The sequence below is a fragment of the Pseudarthrobacter chlorophenolicus A6 genome, from assembly GCF_000022025.1.
In the GTDB taxonomy this organism is placed as follows: domain Bacteria; phylum Actinomycetota; class Actinomycetes; order Actinomycetales; family Micrococcaceae; genus Arthrobacter; species Arthrobacter chlorophenolicus.
Genome location: NC_011886.1, coordinates 1,538,869 through 1,555,873 on the forward strand (window position 1 = coordinate 1,538,869; position 17,005 = coordinate 1,555,873).

At 66.2% G+C, this 17,005-nt stretch carries 16 protein-coding genes, 2 tRNA genes and 1 pseudogene; 15 read left to right on the forward strand and 4 right to left on the reverse strand.

The annotated features are described in order from the left end of the window. Positions 1 to 18: 18 nt before the first annotated feature. The 3 genes from ACHL_RS06900 (at position 19) to ACHL_RS06910 (ending at position 3,439) form a co-directional block, all read left to right on the forward strand. A complete protein-coding gene (locus ACHL_RS06900; RefSeq protein ID WP_050767142.1) occupies positions 19 to 1,287 on the forward strand; it encodes a deoxyguanosinetriphosphate triphosphohydrolase in 1,269 nt (422 codons plus the stop codon). Between the two features lie 52 nt (positions 1,288 to 1,339). Then, the gene (gene dnaG, locus ACHL_RS06905) at positions 1,340 to 3,274 is read left to right on the forward strand and encodes a DNA primase (RefSeq protein ID WP_015936587.1); all 1,935 of its coding nucleotides are present in this window, start codon (positions 1,340 to 1,342) and stop codon (positions 3,272 to 3,274) included. Between the two features lie 92 nt (positions 3,275 to 3,366). After that, positions 3,367 to 3,439, forward strand: a tRNA-Asn gene (locus ACHL_RS06910). A 53-nt stretch (positions 3,440 to 3,492) separates the two neighbouring features. Here ACHL_RS06910 and ACHL_RS06915 read toward each other — a convergent pair. The 3 genes from ACHL_RS06915 to ACHL_RS06925 all read right to left on the reverse strand — a co-directional run bounded on the left by ACHL_RS06915 (position 3,493) and on the right by ACHL_RS06925 (position 5,403). Next, a complete protein-coding gene (locus ACHL_RS06915; RefSeq protein WP_015936588.1) occupies positions 3,493 to 3,900 on the reverse strand; it encodes a hypothetical protein in 408 nt (135 codons plus the stop codon). 90 nt (positions 3,901 to 3,990) lie between these two features. Continuing rightward, a complete protein-coding gene (locus ACHL_RS06920) occupies positions 3,991 to 4,170 on the reverse strand; it encodes a hypothetical protein (protein ID WP_015936589.1) in 180 nt (59 codons plus the stop codon). A gap of 12 nt (positions 4,171 to 4,182) precedes the next feature. Next, the gene (locus ACHL_RS06925) at positions 4,183 to 5,403 is read right to left on the reverse strand and encodes a multidrug effflux MFS transporter (protein ID WP_015936590.1); all 1,221 of its coding nucleotides are present in this window, start codon (positions 5,401 to 5,403) and stop codon (positions 4,183 to 4,185) included. A 178-nt stretch (positions 5,404 to 5,581) separates the two neighbouring features. Here ACHL_RS06925 and ACHL_RS06930 point away from each other — a divergent pair, with 178 nt between their 5' ends. From ACHL_RS06930 to ACHL_RS06955, 6 genes are all read left to right on the forward strand, one after another. Next, entirely contained in the window at positions 5,582 to 6,436 is an 855-nt protein-coding gene (locus tag ACHL_RS06930; RefSeq protein ID WP_015936591.1) for a phage holin family protein, read from the forward strand. Between the two features lie 143 nt (positions 6,437 to 6,579). Then, complete coding sequence (locus ACHL_RS06935) at positions 6,580 to 7,203, forward strand: CDP-alcohol phosphatidyltransferase family protein (protein WP_015936592.1); 624 nt, start codon at positions 6,580 to 6,582, stop codon at positions 7,201 to 7,203. After that, the gene (locus ACHL_RS06940; RefSeq protein ID WP_015936593.1) at positions 7,203 to 8,111 is read left to right on the forward strand and encodes a DMT family transporter; all 909 of its coding nucleotides are present in this window, start codon (positions 7,203 to 7,205) and stop codon (positions 8,109 to 8,111) included. Before ACHL_RS06935 ends, ACHL_RS06940 begins: the two co-directional genes overlap by 1 nt. Before the next feature lie 113 nt (positions 8,112 to 8,224). Continuing rightward, positions 8,225 to 9,418, forward strand: coding sequence for a glycosyltransferase (locus ACHL_RS06945; protein ID WP_015936594.1), 1,194 nt, complete (start codon positions 8,225 to 8,227; stop codon positions 9,416 to 9,418). 71 nt (positions 9,419 to 9,489) lie between these two features. Further along, positions 9,490 to 9,563 (forward strand) — tRNA-Ile (locus ACHL_RS06950). A 238-nt stretch (positions 9,564 to 9,801) separates the two neighbouring features. Next, positions 9,802 to 10,992 carry an acyl-CoA dehydrogenase family protein gene (locus tag ACHL_RS06955; RefSeq protein WP_015936595.1) on the forward strand — a complete coding sequence of 397 codons (1,191 nt, stop codon included), beginning with the start codon at positions 9,802 to 9,804 and terminating at the stop codon, positions 10,990 to 10,992. Here ACHL_RS06955 and ACHL_RS06960 read toward each other — a convergent pair. After that, positions 10,989 to 11,570 carry a M23 family metallopeptidase gene (locus tag ACHL_RS06960; RefSeq protein WP_015936596.1) on the reverse strand — a complete coding sequence of 194 codons (582 nt, stop codon included), beginning with the start codon at positions 11,568 to 11,570 and terminating at the stop codon, positions 10,989 to 10,991. The genes ACHL_RS06955 and ACHL_RS06960 overlap by 4 nt on opposite strands. 446 nt (positions 11,571 to 12,016) lie before the next feature. Here ACHL_RS06960 and rpsB point away from each other — a divergent pair, with 446 nt between their 5' ends. The 6 genes and pseudogenes from rpsB to ACHL_RS06990 all read left to right on the forward strand — a co-directional run bounded on the left by rpsB (position 12,017) and on the right by ACHL_RS06990 (position 17,004). Then, positions 12,017 to 12,892, forward strand: a complete 876-nt coding sequence (gene rpsB, locus ACHL_RS06965; protein ID WP_015936597.1) for a 30S ribosomal protein S2 — start codon at positions 12,017 to 12,019, stop codon at positions 12,890 to 12,892. A gap of 126 nt (positions 12,893 to 13,018) precedes the next feature. Next, entirely contained in the window at positions 13,019 to 13,855 is an 837-nt protein-coding gene (gene tsf, locus ACHL_RS06970) for a translation elongation factor Ts (protein WP_015936598.1), read from the forward strand. Positions 13,856 to 14,006: 151 nt separating this feature from the next. Beyond that, the gene (gene pyrH, locus ACHL_RS06975; RefSeq protein ID WP_015936599.1) at positions 14,007 to 14,744 is read left to right on the forward strand and encodes a UMP kinase; all 738 of its coding nucleotides are present in this window, start codon (positions 14,007 to 14,009) and stop codon (positions 14,742 to 14,744) included. A 124-nt stretch (positions 14,745 to 14,868) separates the two neighbouring features. Further along, positions 14,869 to 15,426, forward strand: a complete 558-nt coding sequence (gene frr, locus ACHL_RS06980) for a ribosome recycling factor (RefSeq protein WP_015936600.1) — start codon at positions 14,869 to 14,871, stop codon at positions 15,424 to 15,426. Further along, positions 15,426 to 16,351: pseudogene (locus tag ACHL_RS06985) on the forward strand (phosphatidate cytidylyltransferase). Before frr ends, ACHL_RS06985 begins: the two are co-directional and overlap by 1 nt. A gap of 68 nt (positions 16,352 to 16,419) precedes the next feature. After that, positions 16,420 to 17,004: a DivIVA domain-containing protein gene (locus ACHL_RS06990; RefSeq protein WP_015936602.1), complete on the forward strand. Its 585-nt coding sequence runs from the start codon at positions 16,420 to 16,422 to the stop codon at positions 17,002 to 17,004. The last annotated feature ends 1 nt before the right edge of the window (position 17,005 follow it).

Consider the following 17,005-nt stretch of genomic DNA (forward strand, 5'->3'; position numbering starts at 1 on the left):
TCGCCCGCCGGCCCCGCCATGCCCGGAGCGTCCGGGTACGGTCCGCGGGATTCCGCGCGCTGGGTGGAGGAGCCGCCCAAGAGCACCTACCGCTCGGACTTTGAACGGGACCGGGCCCGGGTGCTGCATTCATCGGCCCTGCGCCGGCTGGGAGCGAAGACCCAGGTGGTGGCGCCGGACACGGACGACTTCGTCCGGACCCGCCTCACCCACAGCCTCGAGGTTGCCCAGGTGGGCCGCGAACTGGGCCGTGCGCTGGGTTGCGACCCGGACGTGGTGGACACCGCCTGCCTGAGCCACGACCTCGGGCACCCGCCGTTCGGCCACAACGGGGAGTCTGCCCTGAACGAGGTGGCGCACGCCATCGGCGGGTTTGAAGGCAACGCCCAGACCCTCCGGCTCCTCACCCGCCTCGAACCCAAGGTTCTCACCGCCGGCGGCCAGCCCGCCGGGTTGAACCTCACCCGCGCCAGCCTGGACGCGGCGTCGAAATATCCGTGGTCCGCGCTCGACGCGCCGGTGATCCATGGCCGGCGCACCAGCAAGTTCGGTGCCTACGAGGATGACCTCCCCATCTTCAACTGGATCCGGGAGGGCGCGCCCGAGCGGCGTTCCTGCCTGGAGGCCCAGGTGATGGACCTGGCCGACGACATCTCCTACTCCGTGCATGATGTGGAGGACGCCATTGTGGCCGGGCACTTCCAGCTGCGGTGGATGGACAACCCGGACCACCGCGCCCGCGTGGTGGGCTACGCCAAGCAGTGGTACCTCCCGCACAACGACCCCGCCGCGATTGACGCCGCACTGGCACGGCTGGAGGCCACCGATGTGTGGGTGCGGGAAGCGGACGGCAGCCGCAAGTCCATGGCCGCCCTGAAGAACATGACCAGCCAGCTCATCGGCCGGTTCTGCCAGAGCGCCCTCGAAACGACGCGTTCGGTCTACGGGCCGGGCCGGCTCACCCGCTACGGCGCCGAGCTCATGGTGCCGGACGAGACGGTCATGGAAATCGCCGTCATGAAGGGCATGGCCACCACCTTCGTGATGACCACCGAGCACAGGCAACCCATCTATGAACGCCAGCGCGAGGTCCTGCATGCCCTGGTCACCGCCCTGAGCGCCACCGGAGACCGGCACCTGGAGCCGATGTTCGCCGCCGACTGGCGCGATGCCGGGGATGACGGTGCACGCCTGCGCGTGGTGATCGACCAGGTGGCGTCGCTGACCGACGGATCCGCCCTGGCCATGTACGAGCGCCTGGTGGGGAGCCTGCCCTCGCTGTGGTGAGCGGAATGACACGAGGGGCCTGGCTGTCTGTCCACGGGACTAGGATTACTCTGTGGCTGGCCTGATCAAACGTGAAGATATCGACGAAGTACGCCAGCGCACGGACATCAAGGAAGTGGTGGACGGCTACGTCACCCTCAAAGGTGCCGGGCTGGGGACCTACAAGGGCCTGTGCCCCTTCCACGACGAGCGCTCGCCGTCGTTCACCGTCCGCCCCCAGGTGGGCCGGTACCACTGCTTCGGCTGCGGCGAGGACGGCGACGTCATCGCCTTCGTGCAGAAGCAGGACCACAGTTCCTTCCACGAGGCGGTGGAAAAACTGGCCGCCCGCATCGGCTACGAGCTGCGCTACGAGGACGGCGGTACCGGGCCCAGCCGCGAGGAAGTGGGCCGGCGCCAGCGGCTGCTGGACGCCCACAAGATTGCCGATGAATTCTTCCGGGACCAGCTGCTGACCCCCGGCGCCGGCGAGGCACGGAACTTCCTTTTCGGCCGCGGATTCGACCGCGCTGCCGCCGAGCACTTTGGCTGCGGTTACGCGCCGCAGGGCTGGGACGCGCTGCTCAAGCACCTGCGCGGCCGCGGCTTTACTGATGCCGAGCTGAAGCTTACGGGCATGTTTTCTGAAGGGAACCGCGGCATCTACGACCGCTTCCGGGGCCGGCTGATCTGGCCCATCAAGGACATCGCCGGGGACACCATCGGTTTTGGCGCGCGCAAGCTCTATGAGGACGACCAGGGGCCCAAGTACCTCAACACCCCCGAGACCACGCTGTACAAGAAGTCCCAGGTCCTCTACGGCATCGACCTCGCAAAGAAAAGCATCGCCAAGGAGCGCCAGCTGGTGGTGGTGGAGGGCTACACCGACGTCATGGCCTGCCACCTTGCGGGAATTACGACGGCGGTGGCCACCTGCGGCACGGCGTTCGGCACCGAGCACATCAAGATCGCCCGGCGACTGCTCTCGGACGACGGCACCGGGGGAGAGGTGGTCTTCTGCTTCGACGGCGACGCCGCCGGCCAGAAGGCGGCCCTGCGTGCCTTCGAAGAGGACCAGCGGTTCACTGCGCAGACCTACGTGGCCGTGGAACCCACCGGCGCCGATCCGTGCGACCTTCGCCAGACCCGCGGGGACGCAGCCGTCCAGGCCCTGATCAGCAGCCGCCGGCCGCTCTTTGAATTCGCCATCCGGGCGTCGCTGAAGCGCCACAACCTGGACACCGTGGAGGGCCGCGTCGCAGCGCTGCGGGAAGCCGCTCCGGTGGTGGGGCAGATCCGCGACGCCGGCATCAGGCCCGCCTACGCCCGCGAACTGGCGGGATGGCTGGGAATGTCCGTCGAAGAGGCCAACCGGGCCGTGGCTGTCGCCATGAAACGCGGTTCTGCCGGCCCGCAGGCGGGTGCAGGTGCCCCTGCGGCACAGCAGGGCGGCCAGGCGGCCGGAAGGCCTGCGGAAGCCGGCGGGCCCGGCGTTGCTGCCGGACCGGCGTCGGGCGCCGTCCCGTCCTATCACCGCCCGGACCCGAGGGACCCGGTGGCCTCCATGGAGCGCCAGGCCCTGGAGGTGGCGCTGCAGGAGCCGGCGCTGCTCTCAGGGGCCGTCTGGGACCGCTTCGCCGCCGCAAGGTTTGCCACTCCGGCCTTCCAGGCCGTCCATGACGCCATGCGCGCCACCGGCCCCGGCATGGTGACCGATCCTGCGCGCTGGGTGGAGCACGTGATGCATGAGGTCCCGGAGCCCCTGCGGCCGCTTGTGTCCGAGCTGGCGGTGGTGCCGCTGCCGGCCAGCACGGAGGAGGGTGTGCAGAAGTACTGCCGGGACATCCTGTCCCGGCTGTTCGAGCTGCAGATCACCAGGGTCAAGGCGGACAAGATGGGCCAGCTCCAGCGGCTCGATCCCGCTGCAGACCCTGAGGCGTTCCAGCGGCTCAACCGCGAGCTGATGATGCTCGAGATGGAGCGCAGGTCGCTGCGGTCCGATGCCTGACCGGATGCCTGTCATGATGCCGTCCTGAGGACGGTTCAATGCGCCGATTTCGTTTCCAGCCAGGGTGTTTGCTAGGCTAATACCTGCTTCATTCCTCCTTAGCTCAATTGGCAGAGCATTCGACTGTTAATCGAAGGGTTGCTGGTTCAAGTCCAGCAGGAGGAGCTTGCACGGAAAAGCCCCTGTCCTCCACTGGAGGGCAGGGGCTTTTTGCCATTTCAGACAAAGTCCATTTCAACCTGCAGGAACCTCTCCGCCTCAGCTATCGCGGCCAGGAACGCTTCCTGCTCGGTGGGGGACTTGCGGGGCTGCCGGGGGCTCCATTCATGCGGGGCAGAGTGGATCCGGACGAAGCCCGCATCCGGCGGGGCGTAGAAGATGCCGAACCGCTGCACGGGCCACTCCGGAGAGGTTTCGGGCGCCACCAGCAGCGCGGCTTTGAATGCGGGGTTGAACCATTGGGCGATGGGCCGGCGGCGGTCCTCGGTGAAGAGCCCGGCGGCGTACAGGGCGGCCGACTGCTCACCCATCTGCGCGCACGCCCGGTCCCACCACAGGGGCAGGATCCGGGCATCGCATCGCTGCCATGTGGCCGGTAGCGGGGGTCGGTCCTGCCAACTGGGCACGGACACATTTTATCGCGCAGCCAATTGCCCTGGTACAGCCACGCGGCTGCTGCCTCCGGCAATTACTGCGGACGCCGTCCAAACCGGGAGTCAGCGCCGGTTCCGGCTGCCCGGGTTGACGCGGTAGAGCAGTGCCGCGCCGGCCAGTGAGCCAAGAATGATTCCCATCGCCGGGTTGCCCGCGGCGCGGCCCGCGAAGTAGCCCGCGACGGCGCCCAGCACCGCCCCGAGAAACAATCCCCGTCCATTCCGGTGCGGCCGGTTTTTCATGCCCCCATCATCTCAGCTGATGGCCGGGACCGTACGGGGACGGACCACCAGCCACAGGGCTGCAATGGCCAGCAGGATGCAGACAGCCTGGACCGCTCCCATGCTGGTGCTGGTGATGCCCAGCCACCCCACAACAGGGGAGATGAGCCCGGCCATCATGAAGGTAGCCGCGCCCAGCAGCGAAGCGGCGGTTCCTGCCTGGGAGGCGTGGTTTGCCAGCGCCAGGACCTGCACGCACGGGAACATGAACCCCGTCCCCAGGATGTAGAACCACAGCGGCACCATGACGCCCCACAGGCCGAAGCCCAGGAGGTCGAACACCACGATCAGGAGGGCCATCAGGAACATCCAGGCCGTCGCTGCGGCGAGGATCCACTGCGGAGGTACCCGCCGGATCAGCCGTGAACTGGTCTGTACGCCGGCCACGATGCCCAGCGAGTTGATGCCGAAGAGCAGCCCATACTCCTGGGCTGAGAAGCCGAACACGCCCTGGAACAGGAACGGCGAGGCCGAGAGGTAAGTGAAAAGTCCGCCGAAGTTCAGGCCCGCCACCATCAGCAGGCCCACAAAGATCCGGTCGCTGAACAGGACCCGGTAGCGCTGCCGGGCCGTCATGCCGCTTTGCCCCCTCTTTTCCGGCGGGAGCGTTTCACGGACCAGGACCAGCGCTGCCACGATCACCAGGGTGCCGTAGGAGGCCAGGAACACGAAGATCCCGGGCCAGGGCATTACCAGCAGCAGTTGCGATCCGATCACCGGCGCCAGGATGGGCGCCAGGCCGTTGACCAGTGCCATCCTGGAAAACATCTTCACCATGGCGTAGCCGGAAAACAGGTCGCGCACCATGGCCATGGCCACCACGCCGCCGCCCGCAGCGCCCACACCCATGAGCACGCGGAAAATCCCCAGGGTGGTGATGTCCGTGGACAGCGCCGCACCGATCGACGCTGCGATGTGCAGCGCCGTGGCCAGGATCAGGGGGTTCCGGCGGCCAAACTTGTCACTGAACGGACCCACCACCAGCTGGCCGAACGCAAAGCCCAGCGTGGTCCCCGCCAGGGTGAGCTGCACCTGCGCCTCGGTAACGCCAAGGCTGGCCTCCAGGGCGGGGAAAGCCGGCAGGTACAGGTCGATCGTGAACGGGCCCAGGGCGGTCAGGGCACCAAGGAGGAAAATGTACAAAAGTCTGCGGCGGGGGCTGAGCAGGTCGCCCGGATTGGAAGCAATGGTCACGGATGTCCATCCTAGGCCCGGCACCCCAGGATTTGCAGCGTTGTAGTCAGTGCCGCCCGGCAAGCCCCGAAGTTCCCCCTGAACCTGAATGGTAGTTTTGTGGCGGGGACTGTGCCTGTGCACATTTCCCGGGACAAACGATGCCGGATCGAGCACACAAATCAGTTAGGCGGAACGGATGAGCGGACGTCACAGCGGGCAGACCAGACCCGGATTGCGCATCACTGCGCTGCCCGGAACGGTCAAGCTCCTTGCCAGGTTGGCGCCCCGCCAGATCAATGACGAGATTGCGTTCGCCAAGATCGAGCTCAAGCGCAAAGGCACCCAGGTGGGCGTCGCGGCCGCCTTCTTCGCCGTCGCCCTTGTCTTCCTCGCCTTCCTGGTGGTCGGACTGATCGTTGCAGCCATCATGGGCCTGGCCACCATCATGCCCGCCTGGCTGGCGGCCCTGCTGGTCTCCGCCGCGTTCCTGCTGATCGCCCTTCTCGGCGGCCTCATCGGCCTGTCCAGGTTCAAGAAGGCCATGCCCCTGCTGCCGGAAGAAACAATTCGCGGCATCAAGCACGATATCGGCGTGGCCAAGGAAGGCTCCGCCTTCAACCCCGCCGTGCTGGACCCGGCAAGCCCCGAGGCCAAGGCCGCGAAGGCTGCCAAGGAAGAAGCCGCGGCCAAGGCAAAGGCTGAGAAGGCTGCCAAGGCCGCCGAGCACGACAAGGAATTCCCGCACGCTTCGGAGCCTGAGCTTTCGCGGCGCCTGAGCCAGCGCCGCCAGCACCTCACCGAGGTCCGCGACAACCTGGGAACGGAACTGGACATCAAGACCCAGGGCAGGTACCTGCTCGCGGTTGCCCAGGACAAGGCCCGGCAGGGCCAGGCACTGGCCGGGCGCGGCAAGGACGCAGCAGCCCACAAGCTCGCTGGCCTGTCCGAATCATCCGGCGGGCTGCAGGACCGTTGGAAGCCGCTGGCCGCACTGGCCGCCGCGGGAACCGTCCTGGTGGTCCTGCTCCGGAAGCTGATCCGCACCTACTAGGACCAACCGGCCCGGCTGGAGCGTCCGGGCAAGCAGCTTAATCGACATTCCAGGCCACGAGGTGGCGGACGGCACAGTTGCCGCCGGCAGGCCACTGTCCGGCAGGACCACGCCGCAGGGCGGCAACAGGAAGGGGGGGACAGGTGAAGTTCATTGGTGCCGGTTCCCGTCCGGACCGCCCCCAGGTTGACCACGACATCGTGTTCACCATCCCCAACCTGCTCACCGTGGTGCGGTTCATGGGGGTTCCGCTCTTCATCTGGCTTGTGCTGGCGCAAAAGGAATACGGCGCCGGCGTGGTGGTCCTGGCGGTCATGGCGTGCACCGACTGGGTGGACGGCTACGTTGCCCGCCGGTTCGACCAGGCGTCCCGGCTGGGCCGGGTCCTGGACCCCATCGCGGACCGGCTGGCGCTCCTGGCCGTTGCCGTCACCCTGGTGATTGCCGGCGTCGTGCATTGGCTCTACCTGGCGGCGCTGGTCATTCCGGACGCCGTCCTGCTCGCACTGACGCTCTCGCTCTTCCGTGGCCACCCGGACCTCCCCGTCAGCGCGGTGGGCAAGGTGCGGACCGGGCTGCTGCTCCTTGGCACCCCCCTGCTGGTTCTGTCCAGGCTGGATACCGGCTTCTCCGGTGCACTCTTCGTCGCGGCGTGGATCGTACTGGGCCTGGGCCTGGTGGGGCACTGGATCGCCGCGTACAACTATGTCTGGGCCATGCTGCGCAAGGGCAGGGCCCGGACAACGCCCGACGGCGGGGCCGCCTGATGGTATGGATAGCTGTCCTCCTCGCCGTGCTGGGAGCGTTCTGCCTCGCCCTGGGAGCCCAGCGCCAGGGCAGCGCCGTGAAGGCCGATACCGGGGGACTCGCCCTGAGCTCGAACGGATTCCTGCGCCTGCTGCGCAATCCCCGCTGGGTGTTCGGGCTGCTGCTGCTGTGCGCCGGGATGGCCATGAACGCGGTGGCCCTGGTGTCCGCACCGCTGACCGTGATCCAGCCGATCGGCGCGATCGCCCTGGTGATCACCACCATCGTGAACGCTCGGGACCAGGACCTCACCATCAACCGCGCCACGGTGGTTGCCATTACTGCCTGCGTGACGGGGTCGGCGCTCTTCGTCCTGCTTGCGGTCAACGTCACCCAGGAGAACCACCACGTCAGCCCCGAGGACGAGCTGACCATCGTGCTGCTCCTCGCCCTTGCGGTCGGCCTCTTCGGGACCCTGGCGGTCATGTTCCGGCACCGGATGAACGCCTTCATCTACATCCTTGGCGCCGGTGTCCTGTTCGGCTTCGTCGCGGTGCTGACCCGCATCATCGGCAAGCACCTGCTGGACCCTAACGGACTGTTCCTGCTGAACGTGCAGTGGTACTCCGTAGTGGCAATCATCGCCGCGGGCGGCCTGGGGTCCTGGTTCGTGCAGAGCGCGTACTCCTCGGGTCCGCCGGACCTGGTGATCGCCGGCCTGACGGTCATTGATCCCATGGTGGGAATTGCCATCGGCATCGTCATCCTGGGTGAACTGCGCCCCGACGTCCACGCCGTCATGGCCATTGCCATGGGAACCGCCGCGCTCCTTGCTATCGTTGGGGTTATCGCCCTTTCGCGGCACCATCCCGAGGTCACCAAGCGCAAGAAGGACGCACGGAAGTCCCCGGGCAGGCCGTCCCACTAGCCCCGTCCGCCCACCAAGCCATCCAGCCCATGAGGCCCAGCCGCGCCGACGCCGGCGGCCAACCGTGCAGCCAGTCACCACTGTCCGCACCGTGACCATCAGGAGCCCTCCACGTGACCACGCCAGCCGACCAGCCACTGACCATCCTGATCGCCGCGGACACCTACCCGCCCCACGTGAACGGTGCCGCCCAGTTCGGCTACCGCCTCGCCAAGGGCATGACCGGCCGGGGCCACAACGTCCATGTCCTGGCCTGCCGCGACGGCAAAGGAAAAAGCTACTCCGAATTCCGCGACGAAGCGACGGTCCACCGGCTCCGCTCGCACAGCGTCCCCACGCACGAGACGTTCCGCATCTGCCTCCCCTGGGAGATCAAGAAGGAAATCAGCCTGCTGTTCGACCGGGTCAGGCCTGACGTGGTGCACATCCAAAGCCACTACATGATCGGCGAGCACGTCCTCTATGAGGCCGTAAAGCGCGGCATCCGGATCGTCGCAACCAACCACTTCATGCCGGAAAACCTCAACCCCTTCCTGCCGTTCCCGCAGTGGTTCAAGGACATCGTGGGACGGATCTCCTGGAAGGACATGGGCAAGGTCATGGGCCAGGCTGACGTGGTCACCACGCCCACCCCGCTGGCAGCCAAGGCAATGCATGAGCACGCGTTCCTGCGCAAGGTGCTTCCGCTTTCCAACGGCATCGACTCCGCCGCCTACGAGCTGCAGCCAGGGGAAAGCATTGAACCGCACGCCCACCCCACGGTGCTGTTCGCGGGCCGGCTGGCCGAGGAGAAGCACGTGGACGTGCTGATCAAGGCCATCGGAAAGACCCCGCCGGAACTGAACGTGCACCTGGAAATCGTTGGCGGCGGCGAGGTACGGCCGGCGCTCGAAGAACTGGTGCAGCGGCTCGGCCTGGGAAGCCGCGTGAAGTTCCTGGGCCTCGCCAGTGACGAGGACCTGCGGAAGGCCTACATCCAGGCCGACCTCTTCTGCATGCCGGGGACTGCCGAGCTCCAGTCGCTGGTGACGCTCGAGGCGATGTCCGCCTCCACCCCGGTGGTCCTGGCAGACGCCATGGCACTGCCGCACCTGGTCCGGGACGGGCAGAACGGCTACCTGTTCACTCCCAATGACAGCGACGACCTCGCCAAGAAGATCACCCAGATCCTGGAGCTTCCCAAGGATCAGCAGGCCGCCATGGGCCAGGCCAGCCGGCAAATGGTGGAACCGCACAGCATCCAGGGCACCCTGCAGACCTTCGAGGACCTGTACCGCGGCGCGCGGTATGAGGACATGGTGGTCTGACAGCACTCCGGCATTTGCTAGAGTGTTCCTGCCCTGCCGCCGCGCCCCGCGCGGAAGGCCTGGGGCATTTCGGGGCTATAGCTCAGCTGGTTAGAGCGCGGGACTCATAATCCTAAGGTCCTCGGTTCAAGTCCGAGTAGCCCTACTGCGCCGTGTGGAACGGCGGGCAGAAATGCGCAGCCGCGGCCGACGATCAACGTCGGGCCGCGGTTTTTGCGTTAACACCGGTCCGTGCCCCGCCCGGCCCCTGGATACCCGCCCTCCTGGACGTCCCTCATGGACCCTGCTTCCTTTCCTATCCGCCGGATTTGCGGTATGTTACTGACCAGTAACTTACCGCGCCCGTTCAGTAGGCGCGGGCCGCTGACTTCCGGAAGGCAACCATGTCCACTCCTGCTGCAGACCCCCGTGAGCTTCCCTACGCGGACGGCGACTTCTACGCCTTCGAACAGCTCCTGTCCGCCAAGGAACGGGACCGCCTCGCCGAGGTCCGCGACTTCCTTGCCCGCGAAGTCCGGCCCATCGCCGCGGACTGCTGGAACAGGGGTGAGTTCCCCATGGACCTCATCCCCAAGCTCGCCGAGGTGGACCTCGTCAGCCCTGTCCGCCGCCAGGGTCACTCCAATCTCTTCGCCGGGCTGGTCCACGCCGAATTGACCCGCGCCGATGCCTCCATTGCCACCTTCCTGGGGGTCCACGACGGCCTCTTCGCGGGGTCCATCGAAGCGCTGGCATCCCGGGAACAGCAGGAGGAGTGGCTGCCGGACATTTATGCGCTGAAGAAGATCGGCGCTTTCGGCCTCACCGAACCGCTTGGCGGCAGCGACGTGGCTGGCGGGACCCGCACCACCGCCCGCCGGGACGGCGATACCTGGATCCTCAACGGCGCCAAGCGCTGGATCGGCAACGCCACCTTCTCTGACTGGGTGGTCATTTACGCCAAGGACGTTGCAGACAACCAGGTCAAGGGCTTCCTCGTGGATACTGCCCTGCCCGGTTTCAGTGCCACCAAGATCGAAAACAAGATCTCCCTCCGTACGGTGCAGAACGCCGACATCGTCCTTGAGGATGTCGTAGTGCCGGACTTCTTCAGGCTCGCCAACGCGAACAGCTTCCGGGACGTCAACAAGGTCCTGAAGGTAACGCGGCTGGCCGTGGCGTGGCAGGCTGTGGGCCAGCAGCTTGCGGCCTTCGACGTCGCCCGGAGCTATGCCGTGGAGCGCGAGCAGTTCGGCCGGCCGCTGGCATCCTTCCAGCTCATCCAGAACCAGCTGGTGCAGATCCTTGGCAACGCCGTCAGCTCCATGGGGATGATGGTGCGGCTCGCCCAGCTCGAAGATGACGGACTGGCCAAGGATGAGCAGTCTGCCCTGGCCAAGGCCTTCACCACCGAACGGATGCGCGAGAGCGTGGCCCTGGGGCGGAGCATCCTTGGCGGCAATGGCATTGTCACGGACTACGGGATGGCGAAGATCTTCGCCGACGCTGAGGCCATTTACTCCTACGAAGGCACGGCCGAGATTAACACGCTGGTCACCGGGCGCGCCATCACCGGTATCTCGGCCATCGTCTAGGGCGATCCGTGCAGCGGCAGCAGGACTGACGGTCTCAGGTCCAGGACGAACTGCAGGGGATCGACGTAGTCCTCGCCCTGCCTGACGCCCCAGTGGAGGCAGCCGGCGGCCGGGCAGTGGCCGGGCAGTGTGGTGCCGATGACCTGCCCCTGCGCCACGGCACTGCCAACCGCCAGGGGGCTGACCACGGGCTCAAAGCTGCTCCGCAGTCCCGTGCCGTGATCTATGGTGATCACCGGCCGGTCTACCACCACACCCACGAAGCTGACGGTTCCGGCCGCCGGCGACACTACGTCCACCGCCGGACCTGCCGCCTCCAGGTCCACTCCCCGGTGGCCGCTGAGCCACGGTTTGGGCGGCGGGTCAAAGCCGCGCAGGACCGCAGGGCGGGGGGCCAGCGGCCAGTCCCACGACGGGCGGGCAACGGAGGCACCCGCGTCTTCTGCCGCCGTCGGAAGCGCCTGGAGCGTTGCCGGCGCAGGGCCCGGCCCCCGCGGACTGTACGGCAGCGGCTGCGGGATGGATGAGACCGACGCAGGAAGCAGCAGCAGCGCGGCAAGCAGTACCGGTGGTTTCATGTGCCCAGCATGCGCCCGTCAAAACTGCGCGGTCACGGACCGCCGCGGCCTATGTGGAAAAGCCCGGAAGGCGCCAGCCGCGCGTCCCGTGGGCGGTGGTCCCTGTAGTACTATTGACGGAGCAGTTTGCTGCGCCCTCAACGCGTCCCGCCCCGGCAGTCCACCTTTTCGGTGATGCTGCCTGTCCAGGTTGCGTCGGCACAACTCATTCAGGAGTGTGGGGGAGCAGCCGGCTGACTACGCGCATCCAGCCCTCCAACGGCACGGCCCCGGCCGCACCATTGAAGGATCACGCCTCCTGCGGTCCGTCCAACAGTACGGATGGGAAGCGCGATGGATGCCAGGAGCACGGCCCAACCCGGGCCACGCTAATCAACCGTCAACTATTGGCAGGGTAAGAAGCCTCGCGGCTATCTCATGAATGACCTGCCGGAAGGAGCGTCGGCATGCCCGTCGTAACCATGCGCCAGCTGCTTGACAGCGGCGTCCACTTTGGACACCAGACCCGCCGTTGGAACCCGAAGATGAAGCGCTTCATCTTCACCGAGCGCAACGGCATCTACATCATTGACCTTCAGCAGTCGCTGTCCTACATCGACCGCGCCTACGAGTTCGTGAAGGCCACCGTTGCCCACGGCGGCACCGTACTCTTCGTCGGCACCAAGAAGCAGGCCCAGGAAGCAATCGCCGAGCAGGCCACCCGCGTGGGCCAGCCCTACGTGAACCAGCGCTGGCTCGGCGGCATGCTGACCAACTTCCAGACGGTCGCCAAGCGTATCCAGCGTATGAAGGAACTCGAAGAGATCGACTTCGACGACGTCGCCGGTTCTGCTTACACCAAGAAGGAACTGCTGCTCCTCAAGCGCGAGCTCACCAAGCTCGAGTCCAACCTGGGCGGTATCCGCAACCTGACCAAGGCACCTTCCGTGCTCTGGATCGTGGACACCAAGAAGGAACACCTCGCCGTTGACGAGGCCAAGAAGCTGAACATCCCGGTTGTGGCCATCCTGGACACCAACTGCGATCCCGACGAAGTCGACTTCCCGATCCCGGGCAACGACGACGCCATCCGCTCCGTGAACCTCCTGACCCGCGTTGTTGCCGACGCCGTCGCCGAGGGCCTGATCGCCCGCAACAACCGCGGCTCGGGCACCACCGAAGCTCCCGAAGAGCCCCTGGCTGAGTGGGAGCGCGAGCTCCTCGAAGGCAGCAAGGCGGAGGAAGCCGCTGCGGCTGCTCCGGCAGAAAACGCTGAAGCCCCGGCTGCTCCGGCCGCTGAAGCCCCGGCTGCTGCCGAGGCTCCCGCCGAAGACGCCAAGTAACACAGCTAAATCCGGATTCTCCGTGCTGTCCGCAGCCGGAGCTGCTGACAGGATGGCCGCCCGCACCGCGGGCAGCCATCCTGTCAGTCCGTACACCACAACACATTTCTAGACAGAGGGGTTCACATGGCGAACTACACTGCCGCTGACATCAAGGCCCTGCGCGAGCGCACCGGCGCCGGCATGATGGACGTCAAGAAGGCTCTTGACGAAGCCAACGGTGACGCCGAAAAGGCCATCGAAATCATCCGCATCAAGGGCCTCAAGGGCGCCACCAAGCGCGAAGGCCGCTCCACCGCCGAAGGCCTCGTTGCTGCCAAGGTCAGCAACGGCGTTGGCGTCATGATCGAGGTCAACTGCGAGACCGACTTCGTTGCCAAGGCTGACAAGTTCATCCAGCTGGCCGACAAAGTCCTGGCCGTCGCCGTTGAGTCCGGCGCCGCCGATCTCGAAACCCTCCTCGCCACCGATGTCGACGGCAAGCCGCTGTCCGAGGTCGTCATCGAAGAAGGCGCTGTCCTGGGCGAAAAGGTCGTCGTCCGCCGCATTTCCCGCATCGAGGGTGCAACGGTTGACGCCTACCTGCACAAGACCTCGAAGGACCTCCCGGCCCAGGTCGGCGTCCTGTTCGCTGTCGACGGTGAAAGCGAAGCCGCTGCCACCGCCGCCCACGACGTCGCCGTCCACATCGCCGCCATGGCCCCGAACTACCTGACCCGCGAGGACGTTCCGTCCGACCTGGTCGAGTCCGAGCGCCGCATCGCCGAAGAGACCGCAAAGGCCGAGGGCAAGCCCGAAGCCGCCCTCACCAAGATCGTGGAAGGCCGTGTGACGGGCTTCTACAAGGGTGAGGTGCTGGTTGACCAGGCCTTCGCCAAGGACGCCAAGAAGTCCGTGGCACAGATCCTCGAAGAGGCCGGTGTCAAGGGAACCGCGTTCGCGCGTTTCCGCGTCGGCTCCTAGTCGAACACGTAAGGGGGTGGCCACTTCGGTGGCCGCCCCTTTTGCATGCGTACGGTTTGTGCCCGGTGCGCTGCGCTTCGGGCATAGCCGGTTCCGGCCACCGGTTCCGGCAGGATAACCTTTTTTCGAAAGTCACCAACGGGAAGGCACCATGGAAGCCGTCAATACTGTAATGCAGCCAGAGAAGAGCCGGCGGCGGGTGCTCCTGAAGCTCTCCGGCGAGGTCTTCGGCGGCGGGAAACTGGGTGTCGATCCCGAGACCGTCCGCAACGTCGCCAAGCAGATTGCCGCGGCCGTCCCGGACGTTGAAGTGGCCATCGTGGTAGGCGGCGGCAACTTCTTCCGCGGCGCCGAACTGTCCCAGAGCGGCATGGACCGCTCGCGGGCGGACTACATGGGCATGCTCGGCACCGTCATGAACTGCCTCGCCCTGCAGGATTTCCTGGAGCAGGCGGGCGTGGAGACGCGCGTGCAGAGCGCCATCACCATGGGACAGGTTGCAGAGGCCTACATCCCGCGCCGCGCCATCCGCCACATGGAAAAGGGCCGAGTAGTCATCTTCGGTGCCGGTGCCGGCCTGCCGTACTTCTCCACGGACACCGTGGCCGCCCAGCGTGCCCTTGAAGTCCATGCTGATGTTGTCCTCATGGCCAAGAGCGGCGTTGACGCCGTCTACACCGCGGACCCCAAGAAGGATCCCACCGCCGAGCGGCTGGAGACCCTGAGCTACGACGACGCGCTGCGGCGCGACATCCGGGTCATGGACCAGACAGCCATGACCATGTGCAAGGACAACGACCTGTCCATGGTGGTGTTCGGCATGGAAGGCGAAGGCAACGTCACCCGCGCCATCCGGGGCGAGAAGCTGGGCACCCTGGTCACCACCTAGCTCCGGCTAGGATGTTTTCAGGACAGTTCCGCCGCCGCCCCCGGGCGGTGGCGGAAGCAGCGACAGAGAACCACGCGTGCATGGAGCCGGCGCGCCGGACCGCACCAGAACCCCAGGAGAGACCGTGATCGAAGAAACCTTGCTCGAAGCCGAAGAAAAGATGGACAAGGCCGTAGAGGTTGCCAAGGAAGACTTCGCTTCCATCCGCACCGGCCGCGCCAACCCCGGCCTGTACAACAGGGTCCTGGTGGACTACTACGGCTCGCCCACGCCCCTGCAGCAGCTCGCCTCGTTCGCCATCCCTGACGCCCGCACCATCCTGATCACCCCGTTCGACAAGACCGCATTGCGGGACATCGAACGGGCCCTGAGCGATTCCGAGGTGGGGGCCAACCCCTCCAACGACGGAAACGTCATCCGGATCACTATCCCGGAACTGACCAAGGAACGCCGCAAGGAATACGTCAAGATCGTCAAGACCAAGGGCGAGGATGCCAAGGTGTCCATCCGCAATATCCGCCGCAAGGCCAAGGAAGCCCTGGACCGCCTGGTCAAGGACGGCGAAGCCGGCGAAGACGAGGGCACCCGGGCTGAAAAGGAGCTGGACGGCCTGACCAAGGCCCACGTGGACGGCATCGATGAGCTGCTCAAGCGCAAGGAAGCAGAGCTGCTCGAAGTCTGATGGGCCAGGCAGATCAGGCCCCCGCACCACGGGCGCGCATACGGGGAAGCAGCCCAGGAGCAACCCAACGCCCAAGGCCGGCCGGAACCTTCCGGCGGCCGTTGTGGTGGGCCTGGCCATGCTGCTCGCCGTCCTCGGCGGGCTGCTGTTCCTTCCGCTGGGTTTCGTGGCGGTCACCACCACGTTCGCCATCTTCGGTGTCTGGGAAATTTACCGTGCCCTGGAGGCCAACGGCACCAGGATGCCTATCGTTCCGGTCATGACCGGCACGGTGGCGATGCCATTCGTGGCTTACCTCGGGGGCGTCGAAAGCCTGCTCTTCGCCATGCTGCTCAGCTCGGTAGCGGTGCTGCTGTGGAGGTCCATCGACACCGCCGCAGGATCGGCCAACAGCATTTTTGCCGGGGTCTTCACCCTGGGCTGGGTGCCGTTCTTCATCAGCTTCGCCGCGCTGCCGCTGCACGCCTCCGGGGGTGCGACACCCCTGGGCCTTTGGCCGGGAGGTGCCGTCCCGGAAGGCGCCTGGCAGATCGCCGTCATGCTGCTGCTGGTGGTGTCGAATGACACGTTTGGCTACCTGGTGGGGGCATCGCTGGGCAAGCACCCCATGGCACCTAAGATCAGCCCCAAGAAATCCTGGGAAGGCTTTGCCGGATCAGTGGCTGGGGCCGTCCTGATCGGCGTTCTGGCCTGCCTCTTTATCCTGGACAAACCCTGGTGGGTGGGTGTGGTCCTGGCTGTCGGCACCGTGGCCGCGTCCACTGCCGGCGACCTTGCCGAGTCCATGGTGAAGCGCGAACTCGGCGTCAAGGACATGAGCAGCATCCTGCCCGGGCACGGCGGGGTCATGGACCGGCTGGATTCCATCGTGTTCGCGTCCCCGCTGGTCTACGTCCTCTACGGCTTCGTCACCGGAAGCTGGTAGAGCATCATCCCGGCACCAATAGACTGGTGCCACAGCGCTACGGCTGAAGAGCATTAAAGGAACCAACAGTGGCATTGGATATTCATCGGCAGATCCCTGCGTCGTTTGAGCGCGTGCAGCGCAGTGAATACGGGTACAACGCCAAGCAGGTGGACCAGTTCCTCCAGCGGGCACGGGTGTCGCTGGAGTCACCCCACGACGCCGCGGAGCCCATCAACAGCTCAGACGTCCGGGCCGTGTCCTTCGATCCGGTCAAGGGCGGCTACTCCGCGGCCGTGGTGGACGCGGCCCTGGACCGGCTGGAAGATGCCTTCGCCCGCAGGGAACGCGACGAACTGATTGCGGCCAGCGGCGAGGAAGCCTGGCTGCGCGAAATCGGCAAGCTCTCGGGAATCCTCCGCGGACGCCTCCACCGCCACGACGGGGAACGTTTCCGGCGGCCCGCCAAGAATAAGGCCCGCAGCTACAACACCGCCGATGTGGACCGGCTCTGCCACGAACTCGTGGCATACCTGGAACACGACAAGCCGCTCAGCGTGGACAGCGTCCGCCGCGCCGTGTTCCGTCCGGAGACCGGACGCGACGGCTATGAAGAGGCCCAAGTGGACGCCTTCCTGGACCGCGTCATCGAGCTGATGGCCGCCATCGATTGAC

Bases quoted from the DNA above. Each gene is read 5' to 3' on its own strand.
- ACHL_RS06900 (WP_050767142.1), top strand. From the start codon at position 19: ATGCCCGGAGCGTCCGGGTACGGTCCGCGGGATTCCGCGCGCTGGGTG.
- ACHL_RS06920 (WP_015936589.1), bottom strand. From the start codon at position 4,170: ATGAAAAACCGGCCGCACCGGAATGGACGGGGATTGTTTCTCGGGGCG.
- ACHL_RS06930 (WP_015936591.1), top strand. From the start codon at position 5,582: ATGAGCGGACGTCACAGCGGGCAGACCAGACCCGGATTGCGCATCACT.
- ACHL_RS06940 (WP_015936593.1), top strand. From the start codon at position 7,203: ATGGTATGGATAGCTGTCCTCCTCGCCGTGCTGGGAGCGTTCTGCCTC.
- ACHL_RS06955 (WP_015936595.1), top strand. From the start codon at position 9,802: ATGTCCACTCCTGCTGCAGACCCCCGTGAGCTTCCCTACGCGGACGGC.
- ACHL_RS06960 (WP_015936596.1), bottom strand. From the start codon at position 11,570: ATGAAACCACCGGTACTGCTTGCCGCGCTGCTGCTGCTTCCTGCGTCG.
- rpsB (WP_015936597.1), top strand. From the start codon at position 12,017: ATGCCCGTCGTAACCATGCGCCAGCTGCTTGACAGCGGCGTCCACTTT.
- tsf (WP_015936598.1), top strand. From the start codon at position 13,019: ATGGCGAACTACACTGCCGCTGACATCAAGGCCCTGCGCGAGCGCACC.
- pyrH (WP_015936599.1), top strand. From the start codon at position 14,007: ATGGAAGCCGTCAATACTGTAATGCAGCCAGAGAAGAGCCGGCGGCGG.